The organism is Sphaerimonospora mesophila (assembly GCF_001417795.1).
GTDB lineage: Bacteria > Actinomycetota > Actinomycetes > Streptosporangiales > Streptosporangiaceae > Sphaerimonospora > Sphaerimonospora mesophila.
On sequence record NZ_BCBX01000035.1, the window covers coordinates 211,606 to 236,190 of the forward strand.

General features: G+C 70.4%; 24 protein-coding genes. 10 read left to right on the forward strand and 14 right to left on the reverse strand.

Annotated elements, in window-relative coordinates; all coding sequences use genetic code 11:
• Window positions 1–69 precede the first annotated feature (69 nt).
• On the reverse strand, window positions 70–1,668 hold the full coding sequence (locus AP234_RS14770) for an amidohydrolase family protein (RefSeq protein WP_063842923.1): 1,599 nt from the start codon (window positions 1,666–1,668) through the stop codon (window positions 70–72).
• A gap of 118 nt (window positions 1,669–1,786) precedes the next feature.
• On the opposite strand from AP234_RS14770, the gene AP234_RS14775 reads away from it, so the two are divergent.
• A complete protein-coding gene (locus AP234_RS14775; RefSeq protein ID WP_055480228.1) occupies window positions 1,787–3,493 on the forward strand; it encodes a serine hydrolase in 1,707 nt (568 codons plus the stop codon).
• A gap of 107 nt (window positions 3,494–3,600) precedes the next feature.
• Here the strand turns inward: AP234_RS14775 and AP234_RS14780 are convergent, their stop codons facing one another.
• The 8 genes from AP234_RS14780 to AP234_RS14815 form a co-directional block, all read right to left on the reverse strand.
• Window positions 3,601–3,870, reverse strand: coding sequence for a DUF6343 family protein (locus AP234_RS14780; RefSeq protein WP_200926523.1), 270 nt, complete (start codon window positions 3,868–3,870; stop codon window positions 3,601–3,603).
• Window positions 3,871–3,907: 37 nt separating this feature from the next.
• A complete protein-coding gene (locus AP234_RS14785; protein ID WP_083502146.1) occupies window positions 3,908–5,014 on the reverse strand; it encodes a PP2C family protein-serine/threonine phosphatase in 1,107 nt (368 codons plus the stop codon).
• Window positions 5,015–5,303: 289 nt separating this feature from the next.
• Window positions 5,304–6,218: a pentapeptide repeat-containing protein gene (locus AP234_RS14790; protein ID WP_055480229.1), complete on the reverse strand. Its 915-nt coding sequence runs from the start codon at window positions 6,216–6,218 to the stop codon at window positions 5,304–5,306.
• A gap of 393 nt (window positions 6,219–6,611) precedes the next feature.
• Window positions 6,612–8,897: an FtsX-like permease family protein gene (locus tag AP234_RS14795; protein ID WP_055480230.1), complete on the reverse strand. Its 2,286-nt coding sequence runs from the start codon at window positions 8,895–8,897 to the stop codon at window positions 6,612–6,614.
• Window positions 8,894–9,607 carry an ABC transporter ATP-binding protein gene (locus tag AP234_RS14800; RefSeq protein ID WP_200926524.1) on the reverse strand — a complete coding sequence of 238 codons (714 nt, stop codon included), beginning with the start codon at window positions 9,605–9,607 and terminating at the stop codon, window positions 8,894–8,896. The genes AP234_RS14795 and AP234_RS14800 overlap by 4 nt, the downstream gene beginning before the upstream one ends.
• Window positions 9,604–10,128 (reverse strand): PadR family transcriptional regulator, encoded by a 525-nt coding sequence (locus AP234_RS14805; protein ID WP_055480231.1) that lies wholly within the window; start codon window positions 10,126–10,128, stop codon window positions 9,604–9,606. Before AP234_RS14805 ends, AP234_RS14800 begins: the two co-directional genes overlap by 4 nt.
• A 69-nt stretch (window positions 10,129–10,197) precedes the next feature.
• On the reverse strand, window positions 10,198–10,443 hold the full coding sequence (locus AP234_RS14810) for a hypothetical protein (protein WP_055480232.1): 246 nt from the start codon (window positions 10,441–10,443) through the stop codon (window positions 10,198–10,200).
• A 2-nt stretch (window positions 10,444–10,445) separates the two neighbouring features.
• A complete protein-coding gene (locus tag AP234_RS14815) occupies window positions 10,446–11,342 on the reverse strand; it encodes an SPFH domain-containing protein (RefSeq protein ID WP_055480233.1) in 897 nt (298 codons plus the stop codon).
• 205 nt (window positions 11,343–11,547) lie between these two features.
• Here AP234_RS14815 and AP234_RS14820 point away from each other — a divergent pair, with 205 nt between their 5' ends.
• From AP234_RS14820 to AP234_RS14840, 5 genes are all read left to right on the forward strand, one after another.
• Window positions 11,548–12,186 carry a maleylpyruvate isomerase N-terminal domain-containing protein gene (locus AP234_RS14820; protein ID WP_055480234.1) on the forward strand — a complete coding sequence of 213 codons (639 nt, stop codon included), beginning with the start codon at window positions 11,548–11,550 and terminating at the stop codon, window positions 12,184–12,186.
• Between the two features lie 80 nt (window positions 12,187–12,266).
• Complete coding sequence (gene cynS / locus AP234_RS14825) at window positions 12,267–12,707, forward strand: cyanase (protein ID WP_055480235.1); 441 nt, start codon at window positions 12,267–12,269, stop codon at window positions 12,705–12,707.
• 177 nt (window positions 12,708–12,884) lie between these two features.
• The gene (locus AP234_RS14830) at window positions 12,885–13,079 is read left to right on the forward strand and encodes a hypothetical protein (protein WP_152990417.1); all 195 of its coding nucleotides are present in this window, start codon (window positions 12,885–12,887) and stop codon (window positions 13,077–13,079) included.
• 334 nt (window positions 13,080–13,413) lie between these two features.
• Window positions 13,414–13,824 carry an STAS domain-containing protein gene (locus AP234_RS14835; RefSeq protein WP_160330443.1) on the forward strand — a complete coding sequence of 137 codons (411 nt, stop codon included), beginning with the start codon at window positions 13,414–13,416 and terminating at the stop codon, window positions 13,822–13,824.
• Window positions 13,825–13,995: 171 nt separating this feature from the next.
• Window positions 13,996–15,444, forward strand: a complete 1,449-nt coding sequence (locus tag AP234_RS14840; RefSeq protein WP_055480238.1) for an aminotransferase class I/II-fold pyridoxal phosphate-dependent enzyme — start codon at window positions 13,996–13,998, stop codon at window positions 15,442–15,444.
• 16 nt (window positions 15,445–15,460) lie between these two features.
• Here AP234_RS14840 and AP234_RS14845 read toward each other — a convergent pair whose 3' ends face one another.
• Entirely contained in the window at window positions 15,461–16,684 is a 1,224-nt protein-coding gene (locus AP234_RS14845) for a carboxylate-amine ligase (protein WP_055480239.1), read from the reverse strand.
• A 436-nt stretch (window positions 16,685–17,120) separates the two neighbouring features.
• On the opposite strand from AP234_RS14845, the gene AP234_RS14850 reads away from it, so the two are divergent.
• Window positions 17,121–17,501: an STAS domain-containing protein gene (locus AP234_RS14850; protein ID WP_055480240.1), complete on the forward strand. Its 381-nt coding sequence runs from the start codon at window positions 17,121–17,123 to the stop codon at window positions 17,499–17,501.
• A 201-nt stretch (window positions 17,502–17,702) separates the two neighbouring features.
• Window positions 17,703–18,122 (forward strand): ATP-binding protein, encoded by a 420-nt coding sequence (locus AP234_RS14855; RefSeq protein WP_063842945.1) that lies wholly within the window; start codon window positions 17,703–17,705, stop codon window positions 18,120–18,122.
• A gap of 745 nt (window positions 18,123–18,867) precedes the next feature.
• Here AP234_RS14855 and AP234_RS14865 read toward each other — a convergent pair.
• The 3 genes from AP234_RS14865 to AP234_RS14875 are packed head-to-tail and all read right to left on the reverse strand — an operon-like array spanning window position 18,868 to window position 20,722.
• Window positions 18,868–19,329, reverse strand: coding sequence for a DUF2243 domain-containing protein (locus tag AP234_RS14865; protein ID WP_055480243.1), 462 nt, complete (start codon window positions 19,327–19,329; stop codon window positions 18,868–18,870).
• A gap of 52 nt (window positions 19,330–19,381) precedes the next feature.
• Window positions 19,382–19,630, reverse strand: coding sequence for a hypothetical protein (locus AP234_RS14870; RefSeq protein ID WP_055480244.1), 249 nt, complete (start codon window positions 19,628–19,630; stop codon window positions 19,382–19,384).
• Between the two features lie 42 nt (window positions 19,631–19,672).
• A complete protein-coding gene (locus AP234_RS14875) occupies window positions 19,673–20,722 on the reverse strand; it encodes an NAD-dependent epimerase/dehydratase family protein (protein ID WP_055480245.1) in 1,050 nt (349 codons plus the stop codon).
• 131 nt (window positions 20,723–20,853) lie between these two features.
• On the opposite strand from AP234_RS14875, the gene AP234_RS39185 reads away from it, so the two are divergent.
• Both AP234_RS39185 and mads6 read left to right on the forward strand, forming a co-directional pair.
• A complete protein-coding gene (locus AP234_RS39185; protein WP_268778056.1) occupies window positions 20,854–20,979 on the forward strand; it encodes a hypothetical protein in 126 nt (41 codons plus the stop codon).
• 227 nt (window positions 20,980–21,206) lie between these two features.
• Window positions 21,207–22,613 carry a methylation-associated defense system protein kinase MAD6 gene (gene mads6 / locus AP234_RS14880; RefSeq protein WP_055480246.1) on the forward strand — a complete coding sequence of 469 codons (1,407 nt, stop codon included), beginning with the start codon at window positions 21,207–21,209 and terminating at the stop codon, window positions 22,611–22,613.
• A 70-nt stretch (window positions 22,614–22,683) separates the two neighbouring features.
• On the opposite strand, the gene leuA is transcribed toward mads6, so the two are convergent.
• The gene (gene leuA / locus AP234_RS14885) at window positions 22,684–24,372 is read right to left on the reverse strand and encodes a 2-isopropylmalate synthase (RefSeq protein WP_152990419.1); all 1,689 of its coding nucleotides are present in this window, start codon (window positions 24,370–24,372) and stop codon (window positions 22,684–22,686) included.
• Between the last annotated feature and the right edge of the window lie 213 nt (window positions 24,373–24,585).

The window sequence follows — 24,585 nt, forward strand, 5'->3', positions numbered from 1 at the left end:
GCGGCGGTCATTGGGCGCTCAGCAAAACCCCCGCTGTCGACCTCCTGGCGGGTCGGCTTACCGGTGGGATCAGCTTCCCGCCCGCCGCAGCCGCCGGCCCGGACGGACCCCGGTGGGCATGCCGCCCGACAGCGCGGGCACCCCGTTGACGACGACGTCCCGCACGCCCAGGGCGTACCGGTGCGGCTCGTCCCAGGTGGCCGTGTCCGCCACGGCGTCCGGGTCGAGCACCACGATGTCCGCGTACGACCCGGGCGTCAGACGCCCCCGGCCGGGCAGCCGCAGCGTCTCGGCGGGCAGCCCGGTCATCCGGCGAACCGCCTCGGCGAAGGAGAACAGCTTGCGGTCACGGCAGAAATGCCCCAGCACCCGGGCGAACGTGCCGTACGTGCGTGGGTGGGTCCCGCGCTCCGACCACGGCGGCGACGCCGGGTGCGCGGAGGCGTCCGAACCGATCGACACCCACGGCTGACGCAGCCCCAGCTCGAGATTGGCCGGATCGACGAAGAAGTACACCGCCGAGATCCACGGATCGCGCGCGACGACCTCCAGCAGCGCCTCGGCGTCGTCCATGCCGAGCGTCGCCGCGACCGCGTCCAGCCGCCGCCCGCGCGCGGGCGTGCCGTCACGCAGGTCGCGGGGCAGGAGCACGCCGGAGCCGCCGCCCGCCGCGAGGAACAGGTTCTCGAACTCGGCGGTCTCGGTGCGCAGGGCGGCCGCCATCTCCCGCCGCTGGGCGGGATCGGCCAGCCGCGCGGCCAGGGCCTCCGGCCCGCCGTCCTGGAAACGCGGCGGGACGCAGGCGTACAACGGGTTGCCGCCGGCCTCGTACGGATACATGTCGGCGCTGATCGGCCGGCCCGCCTCACGGGCGAGCGCAATCCGCTCGACGGCCTGCCGCATCTTCGGCCAGTTGCGCCGGCCCAGGGCCTTGAGGTGGTAGACCTCTGCGCGGACCCCGGTGCGCTCGTTCAGCGTCAGCAGCTCGTCGAGGGACTCCAGCAGCGCGTCGCCCTCGCTGCGCAGATGCGAGATGTACAGCCCGTCGTGGTCGGCGACCACCTCGCACAGCGCGGCCAGCTCGTCGGTGTCGGCGTACCGGCCGGGCGGGTAGATGAGCGCCGTGCCGAGGCCGAGGGCCCCGTCCTGGAGTTCCTCGGCCAGGACGCCGCCGACCCGGTCGAGCTCGGGTCCGGACAGCCGGCGGTCGGCGAACCCGGCGCCGAGATAGCGCAGGTTGGCGCCGCCCACGAAGCTCGCGACGTTGGGCGCGACGCCGCCGCGCTCGATCGCGTCGAGCCCGTCGCCCAGCCGCCGGAAGTCGGCCGTCACCGAGGCCTCGTACACGTCCCGCAGGTAGTCGCCGTAGGCCCGGTCGGCCGGGCCGGGAGAGTCGGCCTCGCCGAAGACCTCGGTGGTCACGCCCTGCCGCAGCTCGGACTCGGCGCCGCCGTCCACCAGCAGGTCGGGCCAGGCGTGGCTGAGCACGTTCACGAACCCCGGGGTGACCGCGAGCCCGGTCGCGTCGATCACCAGGCCGGAATGCTCGGCGGGGGCCGTTCCGACGTCCACCACCCGGTCTCCGGCCACCAGCACGTCGGCGGCCACTCCCGGCGCCCCGCCGCCGTCGTACACCGTCCCGCCGCGCACCACCAATGAAAGACCCATCGGGCAAGTCTGCCGACCGCCCGCAGGGCCGGGCATCGTCCGCCCCGCCGAAGCGGTCCGCGTACTCTCGTCGCCGGTCACAATGCGTCCGAGGGCCCCGGCACGATGGAGTGTGAGCATGGCGAACGATCTGGTCGACGACCTACGCGACATCATCGAGCGGGAACGGGTGAGATTCGAGGTCCCCGGCTGCGCCGTGCTCGTGGTCGCGGACGGGCGGATCGCGCTGTGCGAGGGATTCGGCCGCCGCGACCTCGCGCGCGACCTGCCGGTGACTCCGCGCACCCTGTTCCCGATCGGCTCGTCCACCAAGACCTTCACCGCCGCGCTGTGCGCCGTCCTCGTGCACGAGGGCGTGCTCGCGTGGGACCGGCCGGTGCGGGAATACCTGCCGGATTTCCGCATGCGCGACCCGGTCGCGACCGAGCAGCTCACCGTGTTCGACATGCTGTGCCACCGCTCCGGCCTGCCCCGCCACGACATGCTGTGGTACGTCGCCCGCGACGAGTCGACCCGCGCGGAGATCCTGGCGAAGCTGCGCCACCTCGAACCCAACCGGGGATTCCGGCAGACCTGGCAGTACAACAACCTGCTCTACGCCGCCGCCGGGGAGCTCGCCGGCCACGTCGCCGGCATGTCGTACGAGCAGGCCATGCGGCGGCACCTGATGGATCCGCTCGGCATGACCAGGACCAACTTCTCCGTGGACGAGACGCGGTCCGACGACGACGCGGCGACGCCGTACGTGTCCCCCCGGCCCGGCGCGCCGGTCGTCGAGGTGCCGTACGCCCGGCTCGGCCTCATCGCTCCGGCCGGCGCGCTCAACTCCTCCGTCGAGGAACTGGCGCCGTGGCTGCTGACGCTGCTGGGACTCCCGGTCGACGGCCGCCCTCCGCTCCTTCCCGAGAGCGTGCTTTCGCCGCTGCGCGCCCCGGCCGCGCCCCTTCCCGAGGGCTCGCTGCTCTCCATCGGCAGCCCGGTCGGGTACGGCCTCGGCCTGTTCGTCGAGGACTACCGCGGGCACCGCATGGTGCACCACGGCGGCAACATCGACGGCTTCTCCGCGCACGTCGGTGTCATCCCGGAGGCGGCCTGCGGTGTGGTGATGCTGTGCAACCGCGACGGCAGCACGCTGCGCGACGCGCTGCCCTGCCTCATCTACGACCGCCTGCTCGGGCTGGAGCCACGCCCGCACGGCGAGCGGTTCCTCGCCCTGGAGACCGCGCTGCGCCAGGGCCGTACGCAGTCCGACCGGCGGATGACGTCCACGTCCCGGGATCCGGCGCCCGTACGGCCCCTGCGCGACTACGTGGGCCGCTATCGGCATCCGGCGTACGGCGAGCTGACCGTCCTCGCGGCGGGCGACGGCCTGGCGGGGCGATATCGCTCCCTGACCGGCCGCCTCGACCACCGCCACCTGGAGGTCTTCACGCTGGTCGTCGACCTGGGCGGTGTCGAGACCCCGCTGCCGGTGCAGTTCTTCCACGACTTCGACGGCGACGTCACGGCGGTGGCCGTGGAGCTGGAGGCCGCGGTGGCGCCGATCCGCTTCGAGCGGGTGCCGGAGACCGCGCACCTCACCGACGAGGTGCTCGACGCGCTGTGCGGCACCTATCGCCTCGGCCCGCTGACCGCGACCGTGGCCCGCCGCGCGGACGGCAGGCTGGTCGCGTTGATCGTCCAAGGCGGCTTCCGTGAGCTGGAGCCCGTGCGCGACCTGGTCTTCCGCTGCGACGGCGCACGGGTGGAGTTCACCGAGGAGGGGACGCTGCGCACGCCGATGGGCGAGTTCCACCCCGCCCGGGACGGGTCGGACGCCGCCTGACCGTACCGGGGGGGACGGCCCGGTGAAGACGGCCCGGTGGAGTCGGTCGGTGAGGGGCAGTCCGGTGAGGGGCGGTCCGGGTGAGGGCGGTCGGTGAGGGGCGGCCGTCATTCGAAGAGCGAGTGCCCATCGCCGCGCCGCGCCCTGCGGCGGATCACCACCACCAGATCGATCACGGCGATGACCGCGAGCACGGCCAGGCCGATCGCGAGCGCGGTCGCCCCGGCGGCCACGGCCACCACGGCGAGGCCGCCGCAGACGATCAGCCCGAATGCCGCCAGCGCGATGCGCAGGTTGAGCGCGCTGCGCGGCGGTTCACTCGTGGGCGAGAACACCGACCAGAACCTGTCCCGGGCGCGGGCACGTGTCTTCGCCATGTCCTGCTCCCCTCCTTGAACGAGGCGGTCCTTGCGATCAGCCGGCGGTCGCGTCCTCCCTGCCCATCTCGTCGGCTCCGACACCTGGATCGGCCACCCGGCCGTGGGCCTCCGGGCTGCGCAGGAGCAGCATCGCGGCGTCGTCCGGAACGGGCCCGCCCACGTGGCGCAGCAGATCGGCGCGCAGTTCGTCCAGCGCGGCCTGTGGGTCGGGCGCCCGCAGCAGACGCACGCGTTCCTCGAGCGGGTAGAAGACCCCGCTCCGGTCCCGGGCCTCGACGACGCCGTCCGTATAGAAAAGGATCTGGTCGCCGTCCTTGAACGGGACGCCGTACGGCTTGGGCCGGGGAGAACCGAGCTCGGCGAGCCCGAGCGGGGCGGCCTCCTCGGGCGGCTCGGCCAGATGGACGCCACCGTCGCGGCCCAGCACGAGCGGAGCGGGATGGCCACAGTTGAGCAGCCAGATCTCGTCGTCGTGCACCTCGGCGAGGATCGCCGTGACGAACTTCTCACCGCTCAGATGCCGGGCGAGGCTGGCCTCCAGCCGCTCGGCGACACCGAGCAGCTCGGCCTGGTCATAGGCCGCCTCACGGAACGCTCCAAGCACCCACGCCGCGGTCTCCACGGCCTCCAGGCCCTTGCCCTGCACGTCACCGATCAGCAGCCGCACCCCCTCCGGCGTGACGACCACCTCGTAGAGGTCGCCGCCGATCTGCGCCTCCGCCGCGGCCGAGGTGTAGGACAGCGCGACCGTCAGATCCCCGGCCCGGCGGGGGACGGGGCGCAGCAGCACGCGCTGGGCGGCCTCCGCGACCAGCCGGACCGTGGCCAGCTCGCGTTCGCGCCCGGTCCGCAGCACGCTCGCCAGCATGCTGGCCCCGGTGACCCCGACGATCGACGCCATCGTGAGGGTGTTCTGCGGCCGGCCGAGCAACTGGTCGTACGCCGCCAGCGGCACGTAGACCACCAGCGAGAGCACGCCCACCGCCGCGGTACGGCGGAGGCCGCCCGAGACCGAGGCGAAGGCCGGCCCCAGGGTGAGCAACGGCAGGAAGACCAAGGTAGGCCCGACGAGCAGGTCGGCCAGAACCACACCGGATATCGCGACAAAGGGCAGCGCACGGAGGATTCCCTGCGATTTCATGGCGACTCCATTGCTGACCTCGGCCAGTTCATGGAACATTCCCTGCGGTTTCGGTGCTACTCCTTTTCCCGACCGGGCGCATCGACTGCCGGCCGCCTTGCCACCCGCGATTATGCGCCCATCGATGAGGCCTGTGGTGGTTCATCGGCGAAAACTCTCGGGAGGCCGAGGCCCTCACGACCTGGGGGAGATTGAGCAGGGAGGAAAGATGCATCTAATGTGGCAAAAATCTATACAGGTGACCATTCGACCTGCCGCCCAACGCCCGTGACCCCACATTTCGCCAAGATCACGATCTTGGCGGGCGGGAGCGGGTGGTGGTCGCCCAGTGGACGGGGCGCTCGAGCGAGGTGGGCGGCCTGGTGGCGGCGTCGCCGTTGGCCGCGTTGAGCTGCGACTGGGTGAGGAAGAGGCTCCCGGTGAGGTCGGCGCCGCCGAGATCGGCCCCCCTCAGGTCCGCCCCGATGAGATCGGCCACCCGCAGGTCGGCGCCCTTCAGGTCCGCGCCGATGAGGTAGGCCCCTCTCAGGTCGGCGCCCGTCAGATCCGCGCCCCTGAGGTCGGCCCCGATGAGATCGGCACCTCTGAGCTCCTTCTTCCGAGCCCGCCCGGCCCCACCGGACCGCTTCCGGCCACGCGCCGGCTCGCCCTTCAGGGCCGGTACGGCAGCGGCCCGGGTGAGCTCGCTCGCGCGCAGCAGCAGGTCGCCGATCTCGCTCCGGTGCGCCGCCACGTCCAGCTTCACGAGAAGGTCGGGGCCGTCGTGGGTGAGACGCTCCGTTTCGGCCAGAGCCCGCCGGAGATCAGCGTGGATCGGGCGGGCGGCCGGAAGGGTCAGCGCCTCGTTCAGGTACCAGAGCAGCTCGTGGAGCTGCCGCATGATCGGAAACACCTCGAACATGCGCTCGGCGGACGCCCGATCCTCCCGCCAGTCCCGGCCGCCGAAGGTCACCTGCGACACCTTCTGTCCGGCGCCGAAGCAGTCGAAGGCGACACAACCCGGAAACCCGCGCTTCCTGAGATCCCGATGGATGCCGCAGCGGAAGTCCGCCCGCAGGTTGGGACAGGGCCGCCCGGCGGGTTTGTCGATCGCGAAGTCCGCCGAGGCGGAGAAGGGCAGCGCGACACAGCACAGCCCGAAACAGCTCGCGCAGTCGGCGCGCAGCTCGGACATCCCAGGCTGCCGGGGCACCTCGGGCGACATGCGGTCTCCTCATTGCTTCGCGGGCGCCGCCCTTGTGGAACCGGCGCACCTCCCGAGGCTACGGCGGCGCGACCGGTGACCTCACCCGGATTTCCGCGTCACCGACCGAGCCGCATCGGCCTGCCGGTCGCGGCATGGGACGGAGAACCCTCCGTGGGCAATGGCGGGACCGCCGAGGTCGCACCGCTCTTAACATGCCCGGCGAAATCGATCATGACGTTATTGCTGTGAAACCCGCGTTTTTCCAGCAACAACGTCATGATCGATGGCGAAGCCGTACCCCGAGAGTGCGACGTTACTAACGAATACCCACGAATCGGAAACACCCGCAGCGGGACCCCGCCAAGCGCCCGCCGAAACGGCTGTCCGCGCTGAGAATGACAGGCGAGCGGCCTATTCCGTGCGCAGGCCCTCGGGGCGCATGAGCCGCAGCTGAACCGGCAGGCTCGCCAGCGTCACCAAGGTGACCAGGCCGGCCCCTGCGGAGACCGTCAGGAGCAGGTTCGCCACGCCGACGTGGGGCGGAAGGCCCAGCATCACGAGCAGCGCCAGCCCCAGACCGGTGCCGATCAGGGCCGCGGGCACGAGCCCGAGCGCGACGGGCACCGCCATCTGCCACAGCGTGGCCCAAGTCAGCACCGCGCGGCGGACTCCGAAGGCGGTCAGCGTGGCCAGCAGGGCGCGACGCTCCCTCAGCTGGTCGAGCGTGGTCGCGAGCATGCTCGTCCCGATCAGCAACAGGATCGCCACCGTGCCCACGAGGATCCCCCGCAGAATCCCGGCGAACCTGTCGTCGACCTGGACCTCCTGTATGCCGTACACACGCATCAGGGGGCTGACCTCCGCCGCCGTGTTCCGTACCAGCTCCACGGCGTCCGGCTCGGACGGGTCGAGGCCGAGGTAGAGCAGCAGCCGCAGCGGCTTCGCCGCGAGGTCGGCCGCTGCCTCGGGAGTGACCAGGATCGCCCCGCGCCACGCGCCGCCATCCGGCGATCTCTCGCCCTTCACCGGCGTGGCCGTCGCCGGGATGGTCCAGGTCGTCCCCTCGACCACGACCCGCTGTCCGGGACGCGGCGGCTCGGGGTCGTCCTCTGTGGTGATCGTGATGAAGGCGTCACCGGGGCGGCACCGGGCGATCTCCGCGATCTCCCGCAGGTCGGCGCAGGTGCCCATGATGAACGGCATGCCCTGGTCGGCGTCCGCGACGAGCGCGATGGATGTGGCGTTACCCGTGACGGAGCGCACGCCGGGAGTCGCCGCGAATCGTGCGGTGATCTCCTTGGCCTCGGTGAACGTGACTCCCTCGTCGAGCGAGGCCATCACCTGCGCCCGGCTGAGATCGGCCCCGGTGTCCTGGACGGAGACCGACCGCACCCCGGCGACCAGCGTCTGCAGGGCGATGGCCCCGGCGACGGCCACCGCGACCCCGCTGACCAGCCGCGCCGAGGAGGCGCTGTCCATCTGGATCCGGCGGACGGCGAGCTGCCACGACAGGCCTCCGCCCCCGCCGAGCCGCCGTACGACCGCCTCCACCAGCCATGGCAGCAGGGTCACCACCCCCGCGAGCAGGAGGACCACGCCGCCTCCCACCTGCACTTGGGTGAGCTGCCCATGGGTGTCCGCCCTGCCGCCGAACAGCGGGGCGAGGAGGGCCAGCCCGGCGATCGGGAGCAGGAGACGCCACCACAGCCGTCGTCGCCCCTGTCCGGCGCGGCGGACCACGCCGAGTGGTTCGACGGCGACCTTGCGCAGCACGCCCAGGCTGACCACGACCGCCAGCGCCGGTACGGCGACGGCGATCGTCACCGTCAACGGAAGGCTCGGCCGGGCGTCCGCGGGGAACACGCTGATGTGCCACAGCGTGAACCGGCCGATCAGCCGCCGTCCGGCCAGGAAGAGCACGGTCCCGATCGCCAACCCCAGCAGCCCGCCCGCCAGCGCCTCCCCGGCGGCGTACCACCGGGTCATCCGCCGATCGGCGCCCATCAGCCGCAACGCGGCGAGCCGGCGGTCACGCGACTCGCCGCCGAAGCGCACGGCGGCGGCCAGGAAAATCACGACCGGGGCCAGCAGCACCACGAAGGCGACGACGACCAGCAGCATTAGTCGCGGGTTGAGACCGTCTCCCTGACCCGTTTCGCCGAAGGCGTTCAGCCGCTGCACACCGGACTTCCCCGCCAGCCGGTCACCGGCCGCGTAGAACGCGAACTCGCCCGGCCCGGACAGTCCCTCATCCCCGATGCGTCCGGCGACCCGATAGTCCAGCCTGGCACGCAACAGCTCACTGCCGGGCGCGGACAGCAGCTCGGCCAGCGCCGGAGACACCATCATCTCGCCCGGTCCCGGCAGCGCCGTCAGGCCCGGCGGCACCGGCGCTGCGGGGCCTTCCGGCTGGAGGAGTCGGCCCCGGATCGCGACGCCGTGGAACTCGGTGTCGACCCTGCCGAGCAGCAGAGTGTCATCACCACGCCGGTCCAGGTCCTGGAGGTAATCGACACGGGCGCTCTCACGGGCGTCCCGCGCCGACAGGAGGTTCGGCACGGATGCCGCCAGCAGCAGGAACGCCACGCCGAGGCCGACGGCCGTCGCGGTCAACGCCAGCCTCGTCCACCCCGTCACCCCACCGCGGAACGCCAGCCAGACCCCGAACGCGAGCTGCCGCGGCCTGCCCGGGCTCACCGGGACAGTCCCGCGCTCGTACGGATCCTGCCGTCCCGTACGACCACCTCACGGTGGGAGTAGGCGGCGACCGACGGTTCATGGGTCACCAGCACGACCGCCGTCTCCGACTGCTCGACGCACTCGGTGAGCAGCCGCATCACCAGCTCGCCGTTGAGCGAGTCGAGCGCACCGGTCGGCTCGTCGGCGAACACCACGGCGGGATCGGTGACCAGCGCCCTCGCGACGGCGACCCGCTGCCCCTGCCCGCCAGACACCTGGCCCGGCCGCTGCCCCGCGACGTCGGACACGTCGAGCCGGTCGAGCCAGTGCGCGGCCCGCCGTTCCGCCTCCTTGCGCCGCACGCCCTCCATCCGCAGTGGCAGCGCCACGTTCTCCAGGCAGGTGAGCTCGGGAACGAGCTGCCCGAACTGGAAGACGAAACCGAACTCGCTCCGCCGCAGGGCGCTGCGTTCCGCGTCGGACGCGGTGATCAGATCCCGATCGCAATAACGCAGCTCTCCGGAGTCCGGACGCACGATGCCGGCCAGGCAGTGCATCAGCGTCGACTTGCCGGAGCCCGACGGGCCCATCACGGCCACGATCTCGCCCGGTCGCACGTCCAGGCTCACCCCGTCGAGCGCCGTGGTCGGGCCGTACGTCTTGCGCAGGTCGCGGGCCGACAGCAGCGGAGCCTGCCCGGTGGAGGGCCGGGGAGCCTCGCCCGTCACCGGCGGACCTCAGCGGCGAGCCGGTCCAGCCGGGAGCCGGTCAGCTCCAGCCAGCGCAGGTCGGCCTCGAGGTGGAAGATCGCGTGGTCGCAGATCAGCGCGTCGGCCAGATCCCCGCGCGTCTTGCGCCGGGTCAGCTCGCGCATCAGGTCGAGGTGCGCCGCGCGCTGGACGTCGAGGATCGTCGCGGCGTCCCGGCCGGTCAGCAGCGCGAGCACCACCTTGGTATAGAGGGTGCTGTTCAGGTAGAGATCGGGGCGCTCCGGCCGAGACAGCCATCCCTCCACGTCGCTGACGCCGGCGGCCGTGATGGCGTACCGCTTGCGCTCGGGCCCGCCCCCGTGCTCGACCACGTCGACCTCGACGAGCCCGTTCTTCAGCAGCCGCGCCAGCGTGGCGTAGACCTGGCCGTAATGGAGTGGACGATCCTGGCCGAACTGGGCGTCGAACTCCTGCTTGAGGTCGTACCCGTGCCGAGGGCCGCGTTCCAGCAGCGCCAGCAACGTGTGGGAAACCGACATGCCGACGACTATACATCGCCTCTATACACGGTGTGCATAGAGGCGATGTACGGCCGATCGGTCGGCGGATCAGCGGCCGGTGCGCGGGTGCTCCTCCCCGGCGGGCTCGCCGCCGGACTCCCTTTCCCCGGACTCCCTTTCCCCGGGGTCCTTCGCGCCGGGCCGCCTGGGCTCGCGCCCCGCCTGCTTGAGCGCGAGGCGCAGGCCGTACTCGATCTGGGCGTTGATGCTGCGCAGATCGTCGGCCGCCCATCTGGCGACGGCCTCGTAGACGGCGGGATCAAGCCGGAGCAGGAGCTTTTTGCGTTCCGGCATGGTCAGGCATAGAGGCTGCCGGCGTTGACCACCGGCTGGGTCGCCCGGTCGCCGCAGAGGACGACCAGGAGGTTGGACACCATCTGGGCCTTGCGCTCCTCGTCGAGTTCGACCACTCCCTGCTCCGACAGCCGGTCCAGGGCGAGCCTTACCATACCGACCGCGCCCTCCACGATGTGGGCACGCGCGGCGACCACCTGTGCGGCCTGCTGACGGACCAGCATGGCCTGGGCGATCTCGGGGGCATAGGCCAGGTGGGTGATCCGCGCCTCCAGGACCTCCACGCCGGCCAGGTCGGTGCGATCACGCAGCTCGGCGGTGAGCTCCCCGGCCACCTCGGCGCCGTCGCGCAGGCTGGTGCGGCCCTCCTCGTGGGAGTCGTACGGATGACTGGTGGCCAGGTGCCGTACGGCGGCCTCCGACTGGATGGCCACGTACTCCTCGTAGTCGTCCACGGAGAACGCCGCCCGCGCGGTGTCGACGACCTTGTAGACCACGACCGCGGCTATCTCCACCGGATTGCCGTCGGCGTCGTTGACCTTGAGCTTGGCGGTCTCGAAGTTGCGCACCCGGAGCGTGATCCGCTGCTTGGTGGTGAAGGGCAGCACCCACTGGAACCCGGCGGCGTTCAACGAGCCGACATATCGGCCCAGGAACTGCACGACCTTGGCCTCGTTCGGATTGATGACGGTGAAGCCCGACGCCACGATCACGGCGACCACCAGCCACACGATCGTCAGCGCGATCAGCAGTCCGACGCCCTCGGGCAGCCCCTCCTCCCACGCCGTCGAGTCCAACCCGGACAGCTTGCTCTGCCAGCCCGGCACCAGCGCACCGGCCGGCACCAGCAGGACCAGCAGTACGGCGAAGCCGTTCAGCCGGAACGCCCGTCGTTCCATCGCCTCTCCCCTTCATCGGCTATCGAAGTGATATCACCAAGATAGCGCAAAGCTACTACTCCGCAAAGGCGACATCTCGGTCACCCGAGGGCTCGGCTGTGAGAGCCTTGTCCCGGCGTGCCGAGATCCGTGCGTGCAGAGGCGGGCCGGACGCCGAGGGAGGAACCACCGACAGGACCCGAGGCTCACCGAGGAGAGACGACGAATGAGCGGTGTCAAGGCCGATTACCTGTCCATGGCCCGATCGGCCGCTGAACTGCTGCGCGAACCGGCGGTCGCGACCGCCTGGAGCAGCCCGAGCTCACTCCCGAAGTTCAGCGTCGGCGGCCTCGCCGGCCATCTGGCGAACCAGATCCTGGTCGTCCCGCAGGCCCTGGCCACGCCCGTGCCGCAGCAGGAGCAGGTCCTTTCTCTCCTCGGCTATTACGACAGGGCGCAGTGGATCGGCGCCGATCTCGACGACGAGGCCAACGTCAGGGTCCGCGACAGGGGCGAGCAGGTCGCAGAAGAGGGGCCGGCGGCGCTGATCGCCCGGGTGGACGCCACCCTCGAGGAGCTGTCGGACGGCCTGGCGGCGGCGGGCGATCCGGTGGTCAGCCTGCCGTGGGCGGCGAGGGTGGTGCGGCTCGACGACCTGCTGATCACCCGGATGATGGAGCTGGCGGTCCACTCCGACGATCTCGCGGTCAGCGTGGGCGTTCCGACACCGGCGTTCCCGCAGTCCGCCATGGACACCGTGATCGACCTGCTGTCGCGCCTGGCCGTACGGCGGCACGGCGCGACCGCCGTCCTGCGTGCCCTCAGCCGTGCCGAGCGCGCCCCCGCCACGATCGCCGCGATCTGACTGCACGACCCTTCCCCCATACGTCAGGTCCGGTGCCGATTGCCTAGAGTTACCGGCAAACCGACAAACAGAGGAAGGGCATGACAAAAGACCAGGCCGTGCAGGCGGTGCGTGAGGCGAAGGCCAGGCTGGGCGTCACCTGGGCGCAACTGGCCGAGGCGGTGGGCCGACCGGTCCCGTGGACGGTGGCGGCGCTGCTCGGCCAGCACCCGATGAGCGAGGCGGAGGCCGCGGCGGCGGCGAACCTGCTGGACCTCGACGAGGACGTGGCTCGGGCACTGCGGCTCCAGCCGACACGCGGATCGCTCGGCGCGGCCGTCCCGACCGACCCGACGATCTACCGGTTCTACGAGATCCTGCAGGTCTACGGCCCGACGATCAAGGAGTTGATCCACGAGGAGTTCGGGGACGGCATCATGAGCGCGATCAACTTCAACATGGCGGTACGCCGGGTTCCGGACCCCGGGGGCGACCGGGTCGAGGTCGTGCTCAACGGCAAGTTCCTGCCGTACGAATGGTGACCGACCCGGCCGGTCTCCACTGGTGAACCGGTGGACCGATGGCCATTGGAGCGGCCCCGCCGGCCACCGGTTCACCGGCCACCGGCGGGGCCGCTCCGCCGCAGGCCGCCCGGGGCGACGATCGGCATGATCGGCGGACGCGTTCTGTCGGTCGCGCCCGGCAGAATGGTGGTCATCGTGACCACGGAAACACTCTCGCGCCCGCTGCCGGTCGATCTCGTCGACGGGCCCGGCGGCCTGCTCTATCTCCTCCCGCACGCTCCCCTGACCCCGGCCGACTGCGAGGCCCTGTCCGCGATTCTCGCCGCCCGCGCCGCCGACACCCATCACCCCGCCCACGATCGGCCCCGGCCGCCGAACCCCCACCCCTGAACGACCCGACCGCAGCGCCCCCACCCCTGAACGACCCGACCGCAGCGCCCCCACCCCTGAGCGGTGACGACGGAGCATCCGGTGCCCGAAACCCGGCAGGCCCCGCGGATCCGGCGGATCGGCAAGGTACGGCAGGGCCGTACCGGGTAGAGGGACGCCCGTCCCGAAGATCCGCTTCCGTTGACTTTTTACGGATTTGCCACTCTGTGGGAGGAAGGTGAAATTCCACGACGGACTCCCGACGCATCGACCGTCCGGCATTACTGGGACCTGACACTCCTCCGGGTAGCGTCGTTTCAGACAGTACGCCCCGAAAATGGATGAAGGCGCGTATATGGCAATCCCACTCGAGATTACTGTCAGCGATCACCAGGCGGCTTCCGTGGTCGCGCTGGCTGGTGAACTCGACATCGCCACCGGGGATGTACTCCGTGGCGCGATCGAAGACCTCATCCAGCGTGGACGCACCAAGCTGGTGGTGGACGCGTCCGTGCTCCAGTTCTGCGACTCGTACGGACTGGAGGCCCTGCTGGAGACGCACGACGCTCTGAAAGGCGTCGGCGGATCCATGTGCCTCGCTGGAGTGCACGGCGTTCTGCGGCTGGTGCTCGACGTGACCGGAACGGACACGTTCACGATCAAGGAGACTCCTGCCGAGGCGCTGGCCGATGTGCTGGTCGCGCCCACCCGTGACGCCGCCTTGAACGAACGGCGGAAGAAGTCCGCGCTGAGCAGCTTGGTCTGAGCCGGATGCGATCAGGGACGTGGCGGGCCCCCATTACGGGAGGGCCCGCCACGCACCTGAACCGGTCGCGCCCGGAGTTTCCGACATAGCGGCCGTGTCCTGCCTGTCGCCGTTATGCCTCGATCGCTCCGGGCAACCGGATCAGGGGCGGACCGACCCAGGAGGGACACCATGGATCAGTCTCGGGCACCCGTGCTGGAAGCCCTCGTCGCCTACCACGAACGCGGTGACCTGTCGTTCACGCCTCCCGGGCACAAGCAGGGGCGCGGGGTGGACCCGCGGGTGCTCGCCGTGCTCGGGGAGGGGGTCTTCAGATCCGACATTCTCGTCACGAACGGGCTGGACGACCGCCTGATGACGGGCGGCGTGCTCGAAGACGCCCAGCAGTTGATGGCCGAGGCGGTGAACGCGCAGCAGGCGTTCTTCTCCACCTGCGGCAGCTCCCTGTCGGTCAAGAGCGCAATGCTCTCCGTGGCGGGGCCGGGAGAGAAGCTGCTGGTCGCACGCGACGCGCACAAGTCGGTGATCTCCGGGCTGATCCTGAGCGGGGTCGAGCCGGTCTGGGTGCATCCCCGATGGGACGCCGACCTCCACTTCTCCTATCCGCCCTCACCCGCCGCCGTCGAGGCCGCCTTCAAGGCGGAGCCGGACGCCAAGGGCGTGCTGGTCGCGAGCCCCACCGATTACGGCACCTGCGCCGACCTCGCCGGCATCAAGCAGGTGTGCGTACGCCATGACCGCGCTTTCATCGTCGACGAGGCCTGGGGCGCACACCTGCCGTTCCATCCACAGAACCTGCCCGTCTGGGGCATGAACGCCGGAGCGGACGTGTGCGTGACCAGCGTGCACAAGATGGGCAACGGCCTGGAGCAGGGATCCGTCTTCCATCTGCAGGGCGACCGCGTCGATCCGCAGGTGCTCAAGGAGCGCGAGGATCTTCTCGGTACGACGAGCCCGTCCACCCTGCTCTACGCGGCGATGGACGGCTGGCGCCGGCAGATGGTCGAGCAGGGCAAGGAACTGCTCGACCGCGCCATCGGCCTGGCCATGTCCGCCCGCACGGCGATCAACCAGATCGGCGGTCTGCGGGTGCTGGACATGGAGACCTGCGACGCCTTCGAGCTCGACCCCCTCAAGCTCGTCATCGACGTCTCCGGACTCGGCGCCGACGGCTATCACGCCGCCGACTGGCTGCGCCGGCGCGCGCACGTCAACATGGCCCTGAGCGACCATCGGCGGGTCAGCGCGCAGATCACGGTCGGCGACGACATGGACACGAGGAACGTGCTGGTCGAGTCCCTGCGGGCGATGGCCGGCGCCGGAGACCTGCCGACGGCGGCGAAGGTCGCGCTTCCCGAGCCCGGCGAGCTGGAGCTGGAGACGGTGATGCCGCCGCGCGACGCCTTCTTCGGCCGCACCGAGCAGGTGCCGATCGAGAAGGCCGCGGGCCGGGTGATCGCCGAGATGGCCACGCCGTACCCGCCGGGCGCACCCGCGCTGACCCCCGGCGAACGGATCACCCCGGCCGTCCTCCGCTACCTGCGCACCGGCCTCGCCGCCGGCATGAACATCCCCGACGTCTACGACCCGACCCTGCGGACGCTGCGCGTGGTCGCCTGAGCCCGCATCGCGCCGGTCAGGGGAGTTCGGCCGGCGCGGCCGGTGTCTGCCGTATGAGCAGGGCGGCGACGTCGGCGAGCCGGGCCCGCGACGCGTAGACGGCGCGCTGGCGGGCCGCTCCCGAGCCACGCCGCCGCAGCCGGCACAGGACGCGGAACACCAGCGGCCAGTCTCCGCTCTCCTCCAGGCTGGGCCGTACGTGTTCGATCAGCCGGTCCGCCAGATCCCAGGCGGGCACGCGTCTGCCGGACATCAGGTCGAGCCCCTCGCCCTCGATCCCGTCGCGAGCCGCCCGCCACCAGGCGGCGCTCAGCAGCGTGTCGTCGATCCACGGCGCGCGCACGCCGGCCCGCACCTCCCGCAGCGCGCTGGCGGCCAGCCCGCGCACCAGCCCGGCCAGCATCGTCGTCTCCGCCACCGTCGCGCAGGAGTCGGCGGCGCGGAACTCGAGGGTGGGCACATGATCGGAGAGCCGGACGAGCCAGTAGATCATCCCACGGTCCAGAATCGCACCGCTGGCCCGCATGCCGTCGACCAGGCGTTCGTAGTGCCGAACGGAGCGGAAGTACGGCGGAGGTCGCGCACTCGGCCACCTGCCCATCATCATCGCCCGCCAGCTCGCGTAACCCGTGTCCATCGAGTCGGATATGGGGGAATTGCTGGTCAGTGCCTGCAGGATGGGAAGCCAGGGACGTACGTGATTGCTGACCCGCACCGCCTCCTCGCGGTCGTCGATGCCCACATGGACGTGGCACCCGCACACGCCCTGACCGCGCAGCACCGCGCCGAACTCCTTGAGCATGGCGTGATAGCGCGGGCAGACGGACAGCGGCGGCATCCCGGCATTGCCGTGCAGCGCCGTACCGCAGGCGGCGAGCCGTACTCCCGTCGCGGCGGCGGCGACGGCCACGGCCCCCCGCATCTCGAACAGCTCGCGCTGCAGCAACCCGAGATCCGTGTGCACCGTGCTGTTGGTCTCGAGCTGGAACTGTGTCAGTTCTGGCACCAGGCTGGTAGCCACCCGGCCGTCCACCCGGCGGCGAACGTCCTCGGCGGCGGGAACTACACGTCCGGTCGCGGGATCGAGAAGCAGGAACTCCTCTTCCACTCCCACGGTGAGCCGCGGGATGGGGTGCCGTGCCGCTGCCGCTGCCCCTGCCGTGGCGGCCGACTTCGCCGTCGTGACGAGGGAGGTTCCCCGACCGGTGCCGAACTGGGTCCCCCTTGTCCCGTCAGGCATGCGCGGTCTTACCGACTTCTCCTCTAGGGGCGGCCAATGGTCAAAAGCCGTTTTCCCAGGTGGATGCGGGGAAAACCACTTTTGTGATTTCTTGGCGATGCCACGCCACGGGCAAGGGGACACGGTCTGCGTTGGGGTCGTGACGTCCTCGTGGCTTAAACTGGCTGACGGCCTGATCGAGGCTCGCCTGCCCGGCGGCCAGTTCTGGGGGGTGCGTGACAAATGCCGTCCGTCGCTAAGCGTTCACCACTGCGCATATGGCACGGCATGATTTGTCGAACACAACCCCGGGGAGTGCGGTGAGAACCGTGCCCTGCCGCGCGCGGCCCAGACGACCCCCCGCGAAACATCCGTCTGGATCCACGCGGGCGACGGGCGTCGTTTTCGAATGCCTCCCCGCCCCTGACCGTGCCACAGCATCCGCCGAGGTGTGCGAGTGACAGCCTCCGTCGAACTGACCCCGGCCCCGAGCGGCGGCGATGACCGCATTCTGGTCGTCGCGCTGACCGGAGCGCTGGACTATTCCAATGCCGATCGACTTCGTGAGAATGTCGGGGACACCCTGGCACCGGAGCACCGGGAACTCGTCCTCGACCTGAGCGGTCTGGAATTCTGCGACTCGACCGGCCTGCGTACGCTGCTCGACATCCGTGAACTCCTGGGCGAGCGCGGCGGAGCCGTCTCGCTGGTGAATCTCAACGCCCGGCTGACCAAGATGTTCCGGATCACCGGGCTCATCAAGGCGTTCTCCGTCACGACCGATCTGGCGGAGGCGCTCGGCGCGGCCAGGGCCCGGATCCGGTCGTCATCGGACTAGGTCGTGCTCAAAAGTCATGCCTCGCCGCACCCCTCCGCCCTCCGGTCCGGGCACCGTTCCGGGTTCCGGTAGCGTTGCAGAAGCACCCGCCACCATCATGGTCTCGGGTGACCAACCGATCGAGCGGCGGTCCCGGCGGAGGGAACCCCTGAGGGGGGAGCCCCGGCGGGGGTGAAGACGGGCGGCATCGAGGAGGGAAAGGTGGAGGATCACCTCCGGCAGTGGCCGATCACGGATGATCTGGCCGCCCTGCGCGAGCACGTCCAGAGCTACGCCGTCCAGGCCGGACTCACCGGAACCCGGCTGGACGACCTCGTCATCGCCGCCAACGAGGCCGCCATCAACGTGCTCGAACACGGGGGCGGGTCCGGCACGCTGACCGTATGGCACGACGACGACCACCTCGCCGTCGACATCGTCGACAATGCGGGCCGGCTGCGCCCCGACGACGTGCCGCGGCCCCGACCGGGTCCCCACGCCAACCGCGGCTACGGACTGTGGCTGATCGGCCTGCTCTGCGACACGGTGAGCATCGAGCAGGCCCCGGGGCACTCCCGGGTCCGCCTGTCGATGAGCCTTCACCCGGCGTCCGTCGGTTCCGAAGCCCACAGCGACGCCTGACCGCTCTCTCACCTCCACCACTGATCACCTCACCCCTCGCGGGGGTTCAAACCGGCTGTCGGCGGGAGCAAAAACGGTGGTCGCGGACCCCGGTCAAGCGTTGGAATTGGCCTCGTTATCGTCGTGATCCCGTAAATCGGGCCGACGAGGCCGACCGCTCGCCCTAATCTGGGGTCCGCGACCACAGGTGAACCGCTACCTGAGGTATGCCCATGACGCGGCGGCAACCGCGATCAGAATGCAGAGGCGGATGGTCCGGGGGGTGCTGTCAACTACGTCCCGGACCGTTCTCGCCACCTCCCCGATCCAGGAGCCGAACTCCGGGTCGTGAAACCGCTTCTCGTCACGGCGTCCCCCGCGTACGCGAGGCCGAGTGGCAGTCATCGTGGCCCCCTCTCCATATGCTCCATCGGGGGAACGCATGCCCCCGAGATGCCCGGACCGAGCGGGATCCCTCCAGAGCGCCACGAGGCCGTACGGGATTCCCCCGCAGCGCCTTCGCGCCGCCCCGGCGGGGGATACCGGACGGTGGATTTCATGGTCACATTCATGCGCCGCGTAACGCAATGGAGATCGAGCAGTATTCTGCGGTCCCTACGAAGAGTGACGATCGAATCACAGTTTGCTATATACTTTAGCCCCATTATGTCCCGATAAGAGCGCTTTACTGTCCGATTTGTCCGTACGCGCTTTCCGGAATTTTGGGTCAGGCGGCGACACGCCGTCATTTTGCGGGAGGGGCCCGTCAACCGCGGCGGCGACCCCTCGTGCCGCGGCCACTCCGGGCGCCACGCCGCGGACCGTTCGCCAGCAGCAGCCCGATCGCGACGAGAACCGCACCGAGGAAGAGGAACCCGAGATCGTAGGCGACCTGGTGCGGGCCGGGCCGTACGTGATGGACCCCCAGCAGTTGGTGGTCCACCAGGCCCTCGAGGACGTTGAACACGCCCCAGCCGGCTATGCCGTACCCGAGCAGTTCGCGCCCGGGGTGCGGGCCGCGGCGCGACAGCATCGCGATGCCGGCGATCACCAGCGCGAGACAGCCCGCGTGGAACAGTCCGTCACCGATCATGTTGAGACGGTCGTCATGCGGATACCACCCGCTGAGCATGTGATGCCAGCCCATCAGCTGGTGCAGCAGGATTCCGTCGATGAAGCCGCCGATGCCGAGGCCGATCACCAGGCCGGCGGTGCGAGTCGATGTCATGACGTTAGGCAACGATACCGTAACAGTACGTGAGTGGCCCGACGCCACCCGGTCAGCCGCCGAGATCCCTGGCCGCGTTGTCCAACCGGCAGGCCAGCGCTTCCACCCGGTCATCGGAGATCGGAGCGCCGACGAGGTCGTCCGGAAGATCACTGCGCCGTATGATCACCAGGCCCCGATGCTCGTCGTCGATCTCGTCGACGGGCAGCACGAGGCATTCGCCGCGGACGAACACCAGCGCCACGTCCGGATCGTCCGACTCCAGCAGCCGCCGAGCGCATTCCCGGTCCACGAGCGGCATGCCCTCCGCCTCCTCGATCCTCTCAGGTCCGATCGCTCGATCTCACGGACGCGTCCCGGCGCCCGTGGTCACCTCCCTGATCCGACCGCCCACCCCCGACTCGGGCGCGAGCGGAGGTGTGTCCATGCCCGCCCCGCCGCTCATGCCGTCGATCACCGCGCGCAGTGCGTCCGTACCGCTGTGGCGGGGCTCCCACCCCAGCTCGGTGCGGGCTCTCGTCACGTCCATGATGGGCAGTCGCAGCGCCATATCCACCAGGCCGGGCGAGGCCGGGATCAGCCGCATGTGCCATCCCGCCGCGACCGCGCCCCTGGCCACCATCGGCGGCACCGGGACCCGCCGCGCCCCGAGCATCTCCGCCAGGACGGCCGGGTCGATGACCGGATCGGCGGCCAGATTGAACGCCCCGGAGACGGGCCGGGTGAGGGCGAGTCGGTACGCCTCGGCGGCGTCGGCGGTGTGCAGCGCCTGGAAGCGCAGCCCGGGGATGTCCGGGACGAACCGGATCAGATCTGGCCGGACCAGCCGCTGCGGCAGGAACGGCCCGGCGAACAGACGCCGCTGTTCGGTCGCGGACTCCCGTTTGAAGATGAAACCGGGGCGCATACGGACGACACGGATGTCCTGATGATCGCGCTCGAACGTGTCGAGGACCCGTTCGACGTACGCCTTCTCCCGCCCGTAGGCGGCGCCAGGCCAGCCGTGTGTGGGCCAGCTCTCGTCGACCATCCGGTCCTTCGGGCCCGGCGAGTAGGCGCCGACGGAGGACGCGTGGACGAGCGTGGACACACCGGCCCGCGCGGCGGCGCGGAACACCCGGACGCTGCCGATGACGTTGGTGTTCCAGGTCGTCACCGGATTATGGGTGGGCTGGAACAGCCAGGCGAGGTGGATCACCGCGTCGGCGCCGGAGAAGATCTCCCCGAGGTCGTCACGGCAGACGTCGGCCTGTCGCCACTCGGTCTTCCCCGGCCGCCAGCCGGGCATCCGCCGCGCCATCCCGACGACCGAGGTGATCGCGGGATCGGACTCGAGTGCGCTGAGAACGCTGGTTCCGACGTTTCCGGTCGCACCGACCACGACTACTCGCATTCTCCCCGAATTCCCGACAAATCGCCCAGCAAACCACCCCTCAGGTGTCGCGCCGATCAGACGGACGGGCGGACGCGGCTGCCGCAATCAGCCGGAGCGCCCGGCGGCACGCCGAGGGGGCCTCGGCCCGCGTGCGGTTCGTACACTCCGGCATCCTCAGCCATGAGACGCCGGACCGCTTCGACCTGGTGTTCTGCGCGGAGATGCCGTACGGCCGCGACGAACAGAAACGCAAACCGCTGCAAGATCACGGATGATGAACAGGCAGGTCAGCGGGCCATTGTGCAAGTTTCTGCAAGATCAGGAACGAGAAACGGCCGGTCAGCGGCCATGGATGCGAGCAACTACAAGATCACGGCGGAAGGGGAGGTGGGGACGGGAGGTGTCAGCTTGGACATAGGTGGGAAATTCAGTGGTGGCGCGGGAATACCGATACCAAGGAGGATGGAGTTCTCATTCTGGTCAGAGAGGCGGCACAAGGGAGATGGCTCAGATCGTCGGTGGCGGGCGGCCCGTCAATGACGCCGAACGAAGGGTCATCGCGCACCTGCGTGACAACGCCCCTGACGACTGGCTGCTGCTGCACAACATCGAGGTGCCGCGCGGGGCCGACCTGTTCGAGGTCGACGTGGCGGTGCTCACCGGTCATTCGCTCTGCGTGATCGACGTCAAGGGCGCGCGCGGCCGATTCCAGGTCGCGGGGAACCGGTGGTTCCCCCAGCACCGGGAGGCGTTCGGGTCCCCGGTCGCCAAGCTGCGTGGTACGGCTCGGGCACTGAAGGGCCTGCTCATCGACGAGCATCGTGAGCTGGAGCGGCTGTACGTCGACAACATCGTCGTGCTGACCGCCCCCGGAGCCGTACTCGTCGACCCCAGTGGCCGCGACGCGCGACATGTGACCAACCTCGCCGGCCTCGTCGACATGCTCAGCGACGTGTCGCGGGTCAGGCACGGCTGCAGCCGGGACGCCGCGCCGTACCGCACGGCGATCATCGAGGCGCTCAACGGGACCGTGCGCAGGTCCACCGCGCCGCCGCGGTTCGGCAACTGGGAGGTCGAGGAGCAACTCGGCGGCGACAGCCGGGTCACCGAATACCGCGCCGTCAACGCTACCGCGCCCACCAGCGAGACCGTCCTGCTGCGGGTCTATCGGGCCGACCCGATGGCGCCCGAGCGGCGGCGGGTGGCCGAGCAGCGGCGCATCGCCAACGCCTACCAGGCGCTCGCGAAGATCCCGCCGCATCCCCGGGTCGTACGCTCGCGCGACTTCTTCGCGATCGACGACGAGAGCCGGTTCGTCCTGGTGCTCGACGACGTGCACGGCCAGGCGCTGCACCTGCACCTCACCGGACGGAAACTGGGCGTCACGGCCAAGCTCGGCGTGTTCGAGGACATGCTGGCCGGCCTCGCCCACGTGCACGCCAACAAGGTCATCCACCGGGCGCTCACCCCCGCCTGCGTGCTCGTGACCGATTCCGGCCATGCCATGCTCACCGGCTTCGACTACGCCAAGCCGGGGCCGCGCAAGCACACCGTGGCCAACGAGCTGCCGAACATCCTCGACGTGCACTACGTGGCCCCGGAGTGCCGGGCGCGGCCCGACCGGATGACCACCGCGTCCGACGTCTACTCCGCCGGGGTGATCGCCTTCCAGCTCCTCACCGGCGAGCTGCCCACCCCCGGCGTCGACGCCGAGCCGGACGCGGGCGGCGTCGCGCCGGAGATCATGGATCTGGTACGGCGCATGCGCGAGCCGACGCCGGGCAAGCGCCCCGAAGCGGCGACGGCCCTGGCCGAGCTGCGGCAGGCCCGCGACGCCCAGGGAGGCCACCGCCGGCCGGTCATGGGGCGACTGCGCCGGGCCCTGCGCCGTCTCTCGCGCCGGCACTGATCCGTGGCGCCGAGGAGCCGAGAACCTGGAGGTACGGCCCGGCGCGACACCGGGCCGGGCCGTACGGACGTCAGGACGCGCGGTTGACGGCGGACAGCACCGCTCGGATGGACGCGGTCAACACCGAGGTGTCCTGCCCCGCCCCCCAGACAGGCGTGCCGTTGACGAGGCAGTCGACGTAGGCCACCGCCGCGCTCTGCGGCCCCGGGGTGGTGGCGTGCTGGGTGAAGTTGCGGATGTCCACCTCGACGCCGATCGTGCCCAGCGCCCGGGTGAGGGCCGACACCGGCCCGTTGCCCTGGCCGGACACCTTCTTCTCCGCACCGTCGGGAGTGCGCAGCACCCCCTCGAACTCGTGCTCACCCGGCCTGGGCTCGGTGACGTACCAGTCGGCCAGTGTGATGGGACCGTCGTCGCAGGGCGCCAGGTAGGTGGCGGAGAACAGGCTCCACAGCTCCTTGCCGGTCATCTCCTGGCCGCTGCCGTCCGTGGCGCGCTGCACCACCTGGGCGAACTCCTGCTGGAGCCGCCGCGGCAGCTCCAGGCCGTAGCCGACCTGCAGGAGATAGGCGATCCCGCCCTTGCCCGACTGGCTGTTGACCCGGATCACCGCCTCGTAGGTCCGGCCGACGTCCGCCGGGTCGATCGGCAGGTACGGCACCGCCCACGGCGCCTCCCCCTCCGGCACGCCCAGTTCTGCCGCCTGGGCGGTGTGGTGCGCCATGCCCTTCTTGATCGCGTCCTGGTGCGTGCCGGAGAAGGCGGTGTAGACGAGATCCCCGACGTAGGGGTGCCGAATGTGGACGGGGATGCGGTTACAGTGCTCGACGGTCCGCCGGATCTCGTCGATGTCCGAGAAGTCGATCATCGGATCGACGCCCTGGGCGTGCAGGTTCAGCGCCAGGGTGGCCAGATCCACGTTTCCGGTGCGCTCCCCGTTGCCGAACAGACAGCCCTCGACCCGCTGAGCGCCCGCGAGCACCGCGAGTTCCGCGCAGGCGATGCCGGTGCCGCGATCGTTGTGCGGGTGCACGGACAGGATCACCGCGTCGCGCCGGGTCAGATGCCGGTCCATGTACTCGATCTGGTCGGCGTACACGTTGGGCGTCGCGACCTCCACCGTGGCCGGCAGGTTGTGGACCACCGGACGGTCCGGGGAGGCGTCCCACAGCGCGGTCAGCCCGTTGCACACCTCCAGCACGAAATCGGGCTCGGTCAGGTTGAAGACCTCGGGCGAGAACTCGAACCGCACCGGCGGACCCGGACGCGCGTCCGCCAGCCGCGCCACCTGCTCGGCCGCCGTACGGATCATTCCGTACAGCTCCGTCCGTTCCCGTCCCAGCACCACCTCGCGCCAGGTGGGCGCGGTGGCGGTGTACAGGTGGACCAGCACACGCGGCAGGCCCTCGATCGACTCGAAGGTCCGCTCGATCAGGTCGGCGCGGGCCGGGGTGAACACCGAGATGGTCAGATCGCCGGGCAGGTCGTCGCGGGTGGCGAGATGCCGGACGAAATCGAAGTCGGTCTGGCTCGCCGACGGGTAGCCGACCTCGATCTCCTTGAAGCCCATCGCCACCAGCAGATCGAACATGCGCCGCTTGCGCGCCGTGTCCATCGGCTCGGCCAGGGCCTGGTTGCCGTCCCTGAGGTCCACCGGCACCCACAGCGGAGCGCGTTCGATCCGCCGGTCGGGCCAGGTACGGCTGGTCAGCGGCAGCTCGACCCGCTCGTGCACGGGGCGATAACGGTGGCTGGGCATGGCGCTGTGCCGCTGTGGATTCCAGGCGGGCGCATCGGCGGGAACCGGACCGGCGGGGGTCCGTATTGTGGGAAATCGAGGGGAAGACATGTCGCTGCGAGGCATTTGATCGGTCCCTTTTCATCGGTCAGACGACTGACCGGCATTGTGGAACCCCGCAGCGGGGTGCCGGTCGTCGTCAAACCCCGCTGCGGCAGCGGAGAAGAAGAAGAC

Excerpts from the sequence above, each read along its gene's own strand:
- AP234_RS14875 (WP_055480245.1), bottom strand. The coding sequence starts at position 20,722 with ATGCGAGTAGTCGTGGTCGGTGCGACCGGAAACGTCGGAACCAGCGTT.
- AP234_RS14865 (WP_055480243.1), bottom strand. The coding sequence starts at position 19,329 with ATGACATCGACTCGCACCGCCGGCCTGGTGATCGGCCTCGGCATCGGC.
- AP234_RS14845 (WP_055480239.1), bottom strand. The coding sequence starts at position 16,684 with ATGCCTGACGGGACAAGGGGGACCCAGTTCGGCACCGGTCGGGGAACC.
- AP234_RS14810 (WP_055480232.1), bottom strand. The coding sequence starts at position 10,443 with ATGCCGGAACGCAAAAAGCTCCTGCTCCGGCTTGATCCCGCCGTCTAC.
- AP234_RS14770 (WP_063842923.1), bottom strand. The coding sequence starts at position 1,668 with ATGGGTCTTTCATTGGTGGTGCGCGGCGGGACGGTGTACGACGGCGGC.
- AP234_RS14785 (WP_083502146.1), bottom strand. The coding sequence starts at position 5,014 with ATGAAATCGCAGGGAATCCTCCGTGCGCTGCCCTTTGTCGCGATATCC.
- mads6 (WP_055480246.1), top strand. The coding sequence starts at position 21,207 with ATGGCTCAGATCGTCGGTGGCGGGCGGCCCGTCAATGACGCCGAACGA.
- AP234_RS14790 (WP_055480229.1), bottom strand. The coding sequence starts at position 6,218 with ATGTCGCCCGAGGTGCCCCGGCAGCCTGGGATGTCCGAGCTGCGCGCC.
- leuA (WP_152990419.1), bottom strand. The coding sequence starts at position 24,372 with ATGCCCAGCCACCGTTATCGCCCCGTGCACGAGCGGGTCGAGCTGCCG.
- AP234_RS14820 (WP_055480234.1), top strand. The coding sequence starts at position 11,548 with ATGAGCGGTGTCAAGGCCGATTACCTGTCCATGGCCCGATCGGCCGCT.
- cynS (WP_055480235.1), top strand. The coding sequence starts at position 12,267 with ATGACAAAAGACCAGGCCGTGCAGGCGGTGCGTGAGGCGAAGGCCAGG.
- AP234_RS14780 (WP_200926523.1), bottom strand. The coding sequence starts at position 3,870 with ATGGCGAAGACACGTGCCCGCGCCCGGGACAGGTTCTGGTCGGTGTTC.
- AP234_RS14805 (WP_055480231.1), bottom strand. The coding sequence starts at position 10,128 with ATGTCGGTTTCCCACACGTTGCTGGCGCTGCTGGAACGCGGCCCTCGG.
- AP234_RS14815 (WP_055480233.1), bottom strand. The coding sequence starts at position 11,342 with ATGGAACGACGGGCGTTCCGGCTGAACGGCTTCGCCGTACTGCTGGTC.
- AP234_RS14835 (WP_160330443.1), top strand. The coding sequence starts at position 13,414 with ATGGCAATCCCACTCGAGATTACTGTCAGCGATCACCAGGCGGCTTCC.
- AP234_RS14840 (WP_055480238.1), top strand. The coding sequence starts at position 13,996 with ATGGATCAGTCTCGGGCACCCGTGCTGGAAGCCCTCGTCGCCTACCAC.
- AP234_RS14870 (WP_055480244.1), bottom strand. The coding sequence starts at position 19,630 with ATGCCGCTCGTGGACCGGGAATGCGCTCGGCGGCTGCTGGAGTCGGAC.
- AP234_RS14775 (WP_055480228.1), top strand. The coding sequence starts at position 1,787 with ATGGCGAACGATCTGGTCGACGACCTACGCGACATCATCGAGCGGGAA.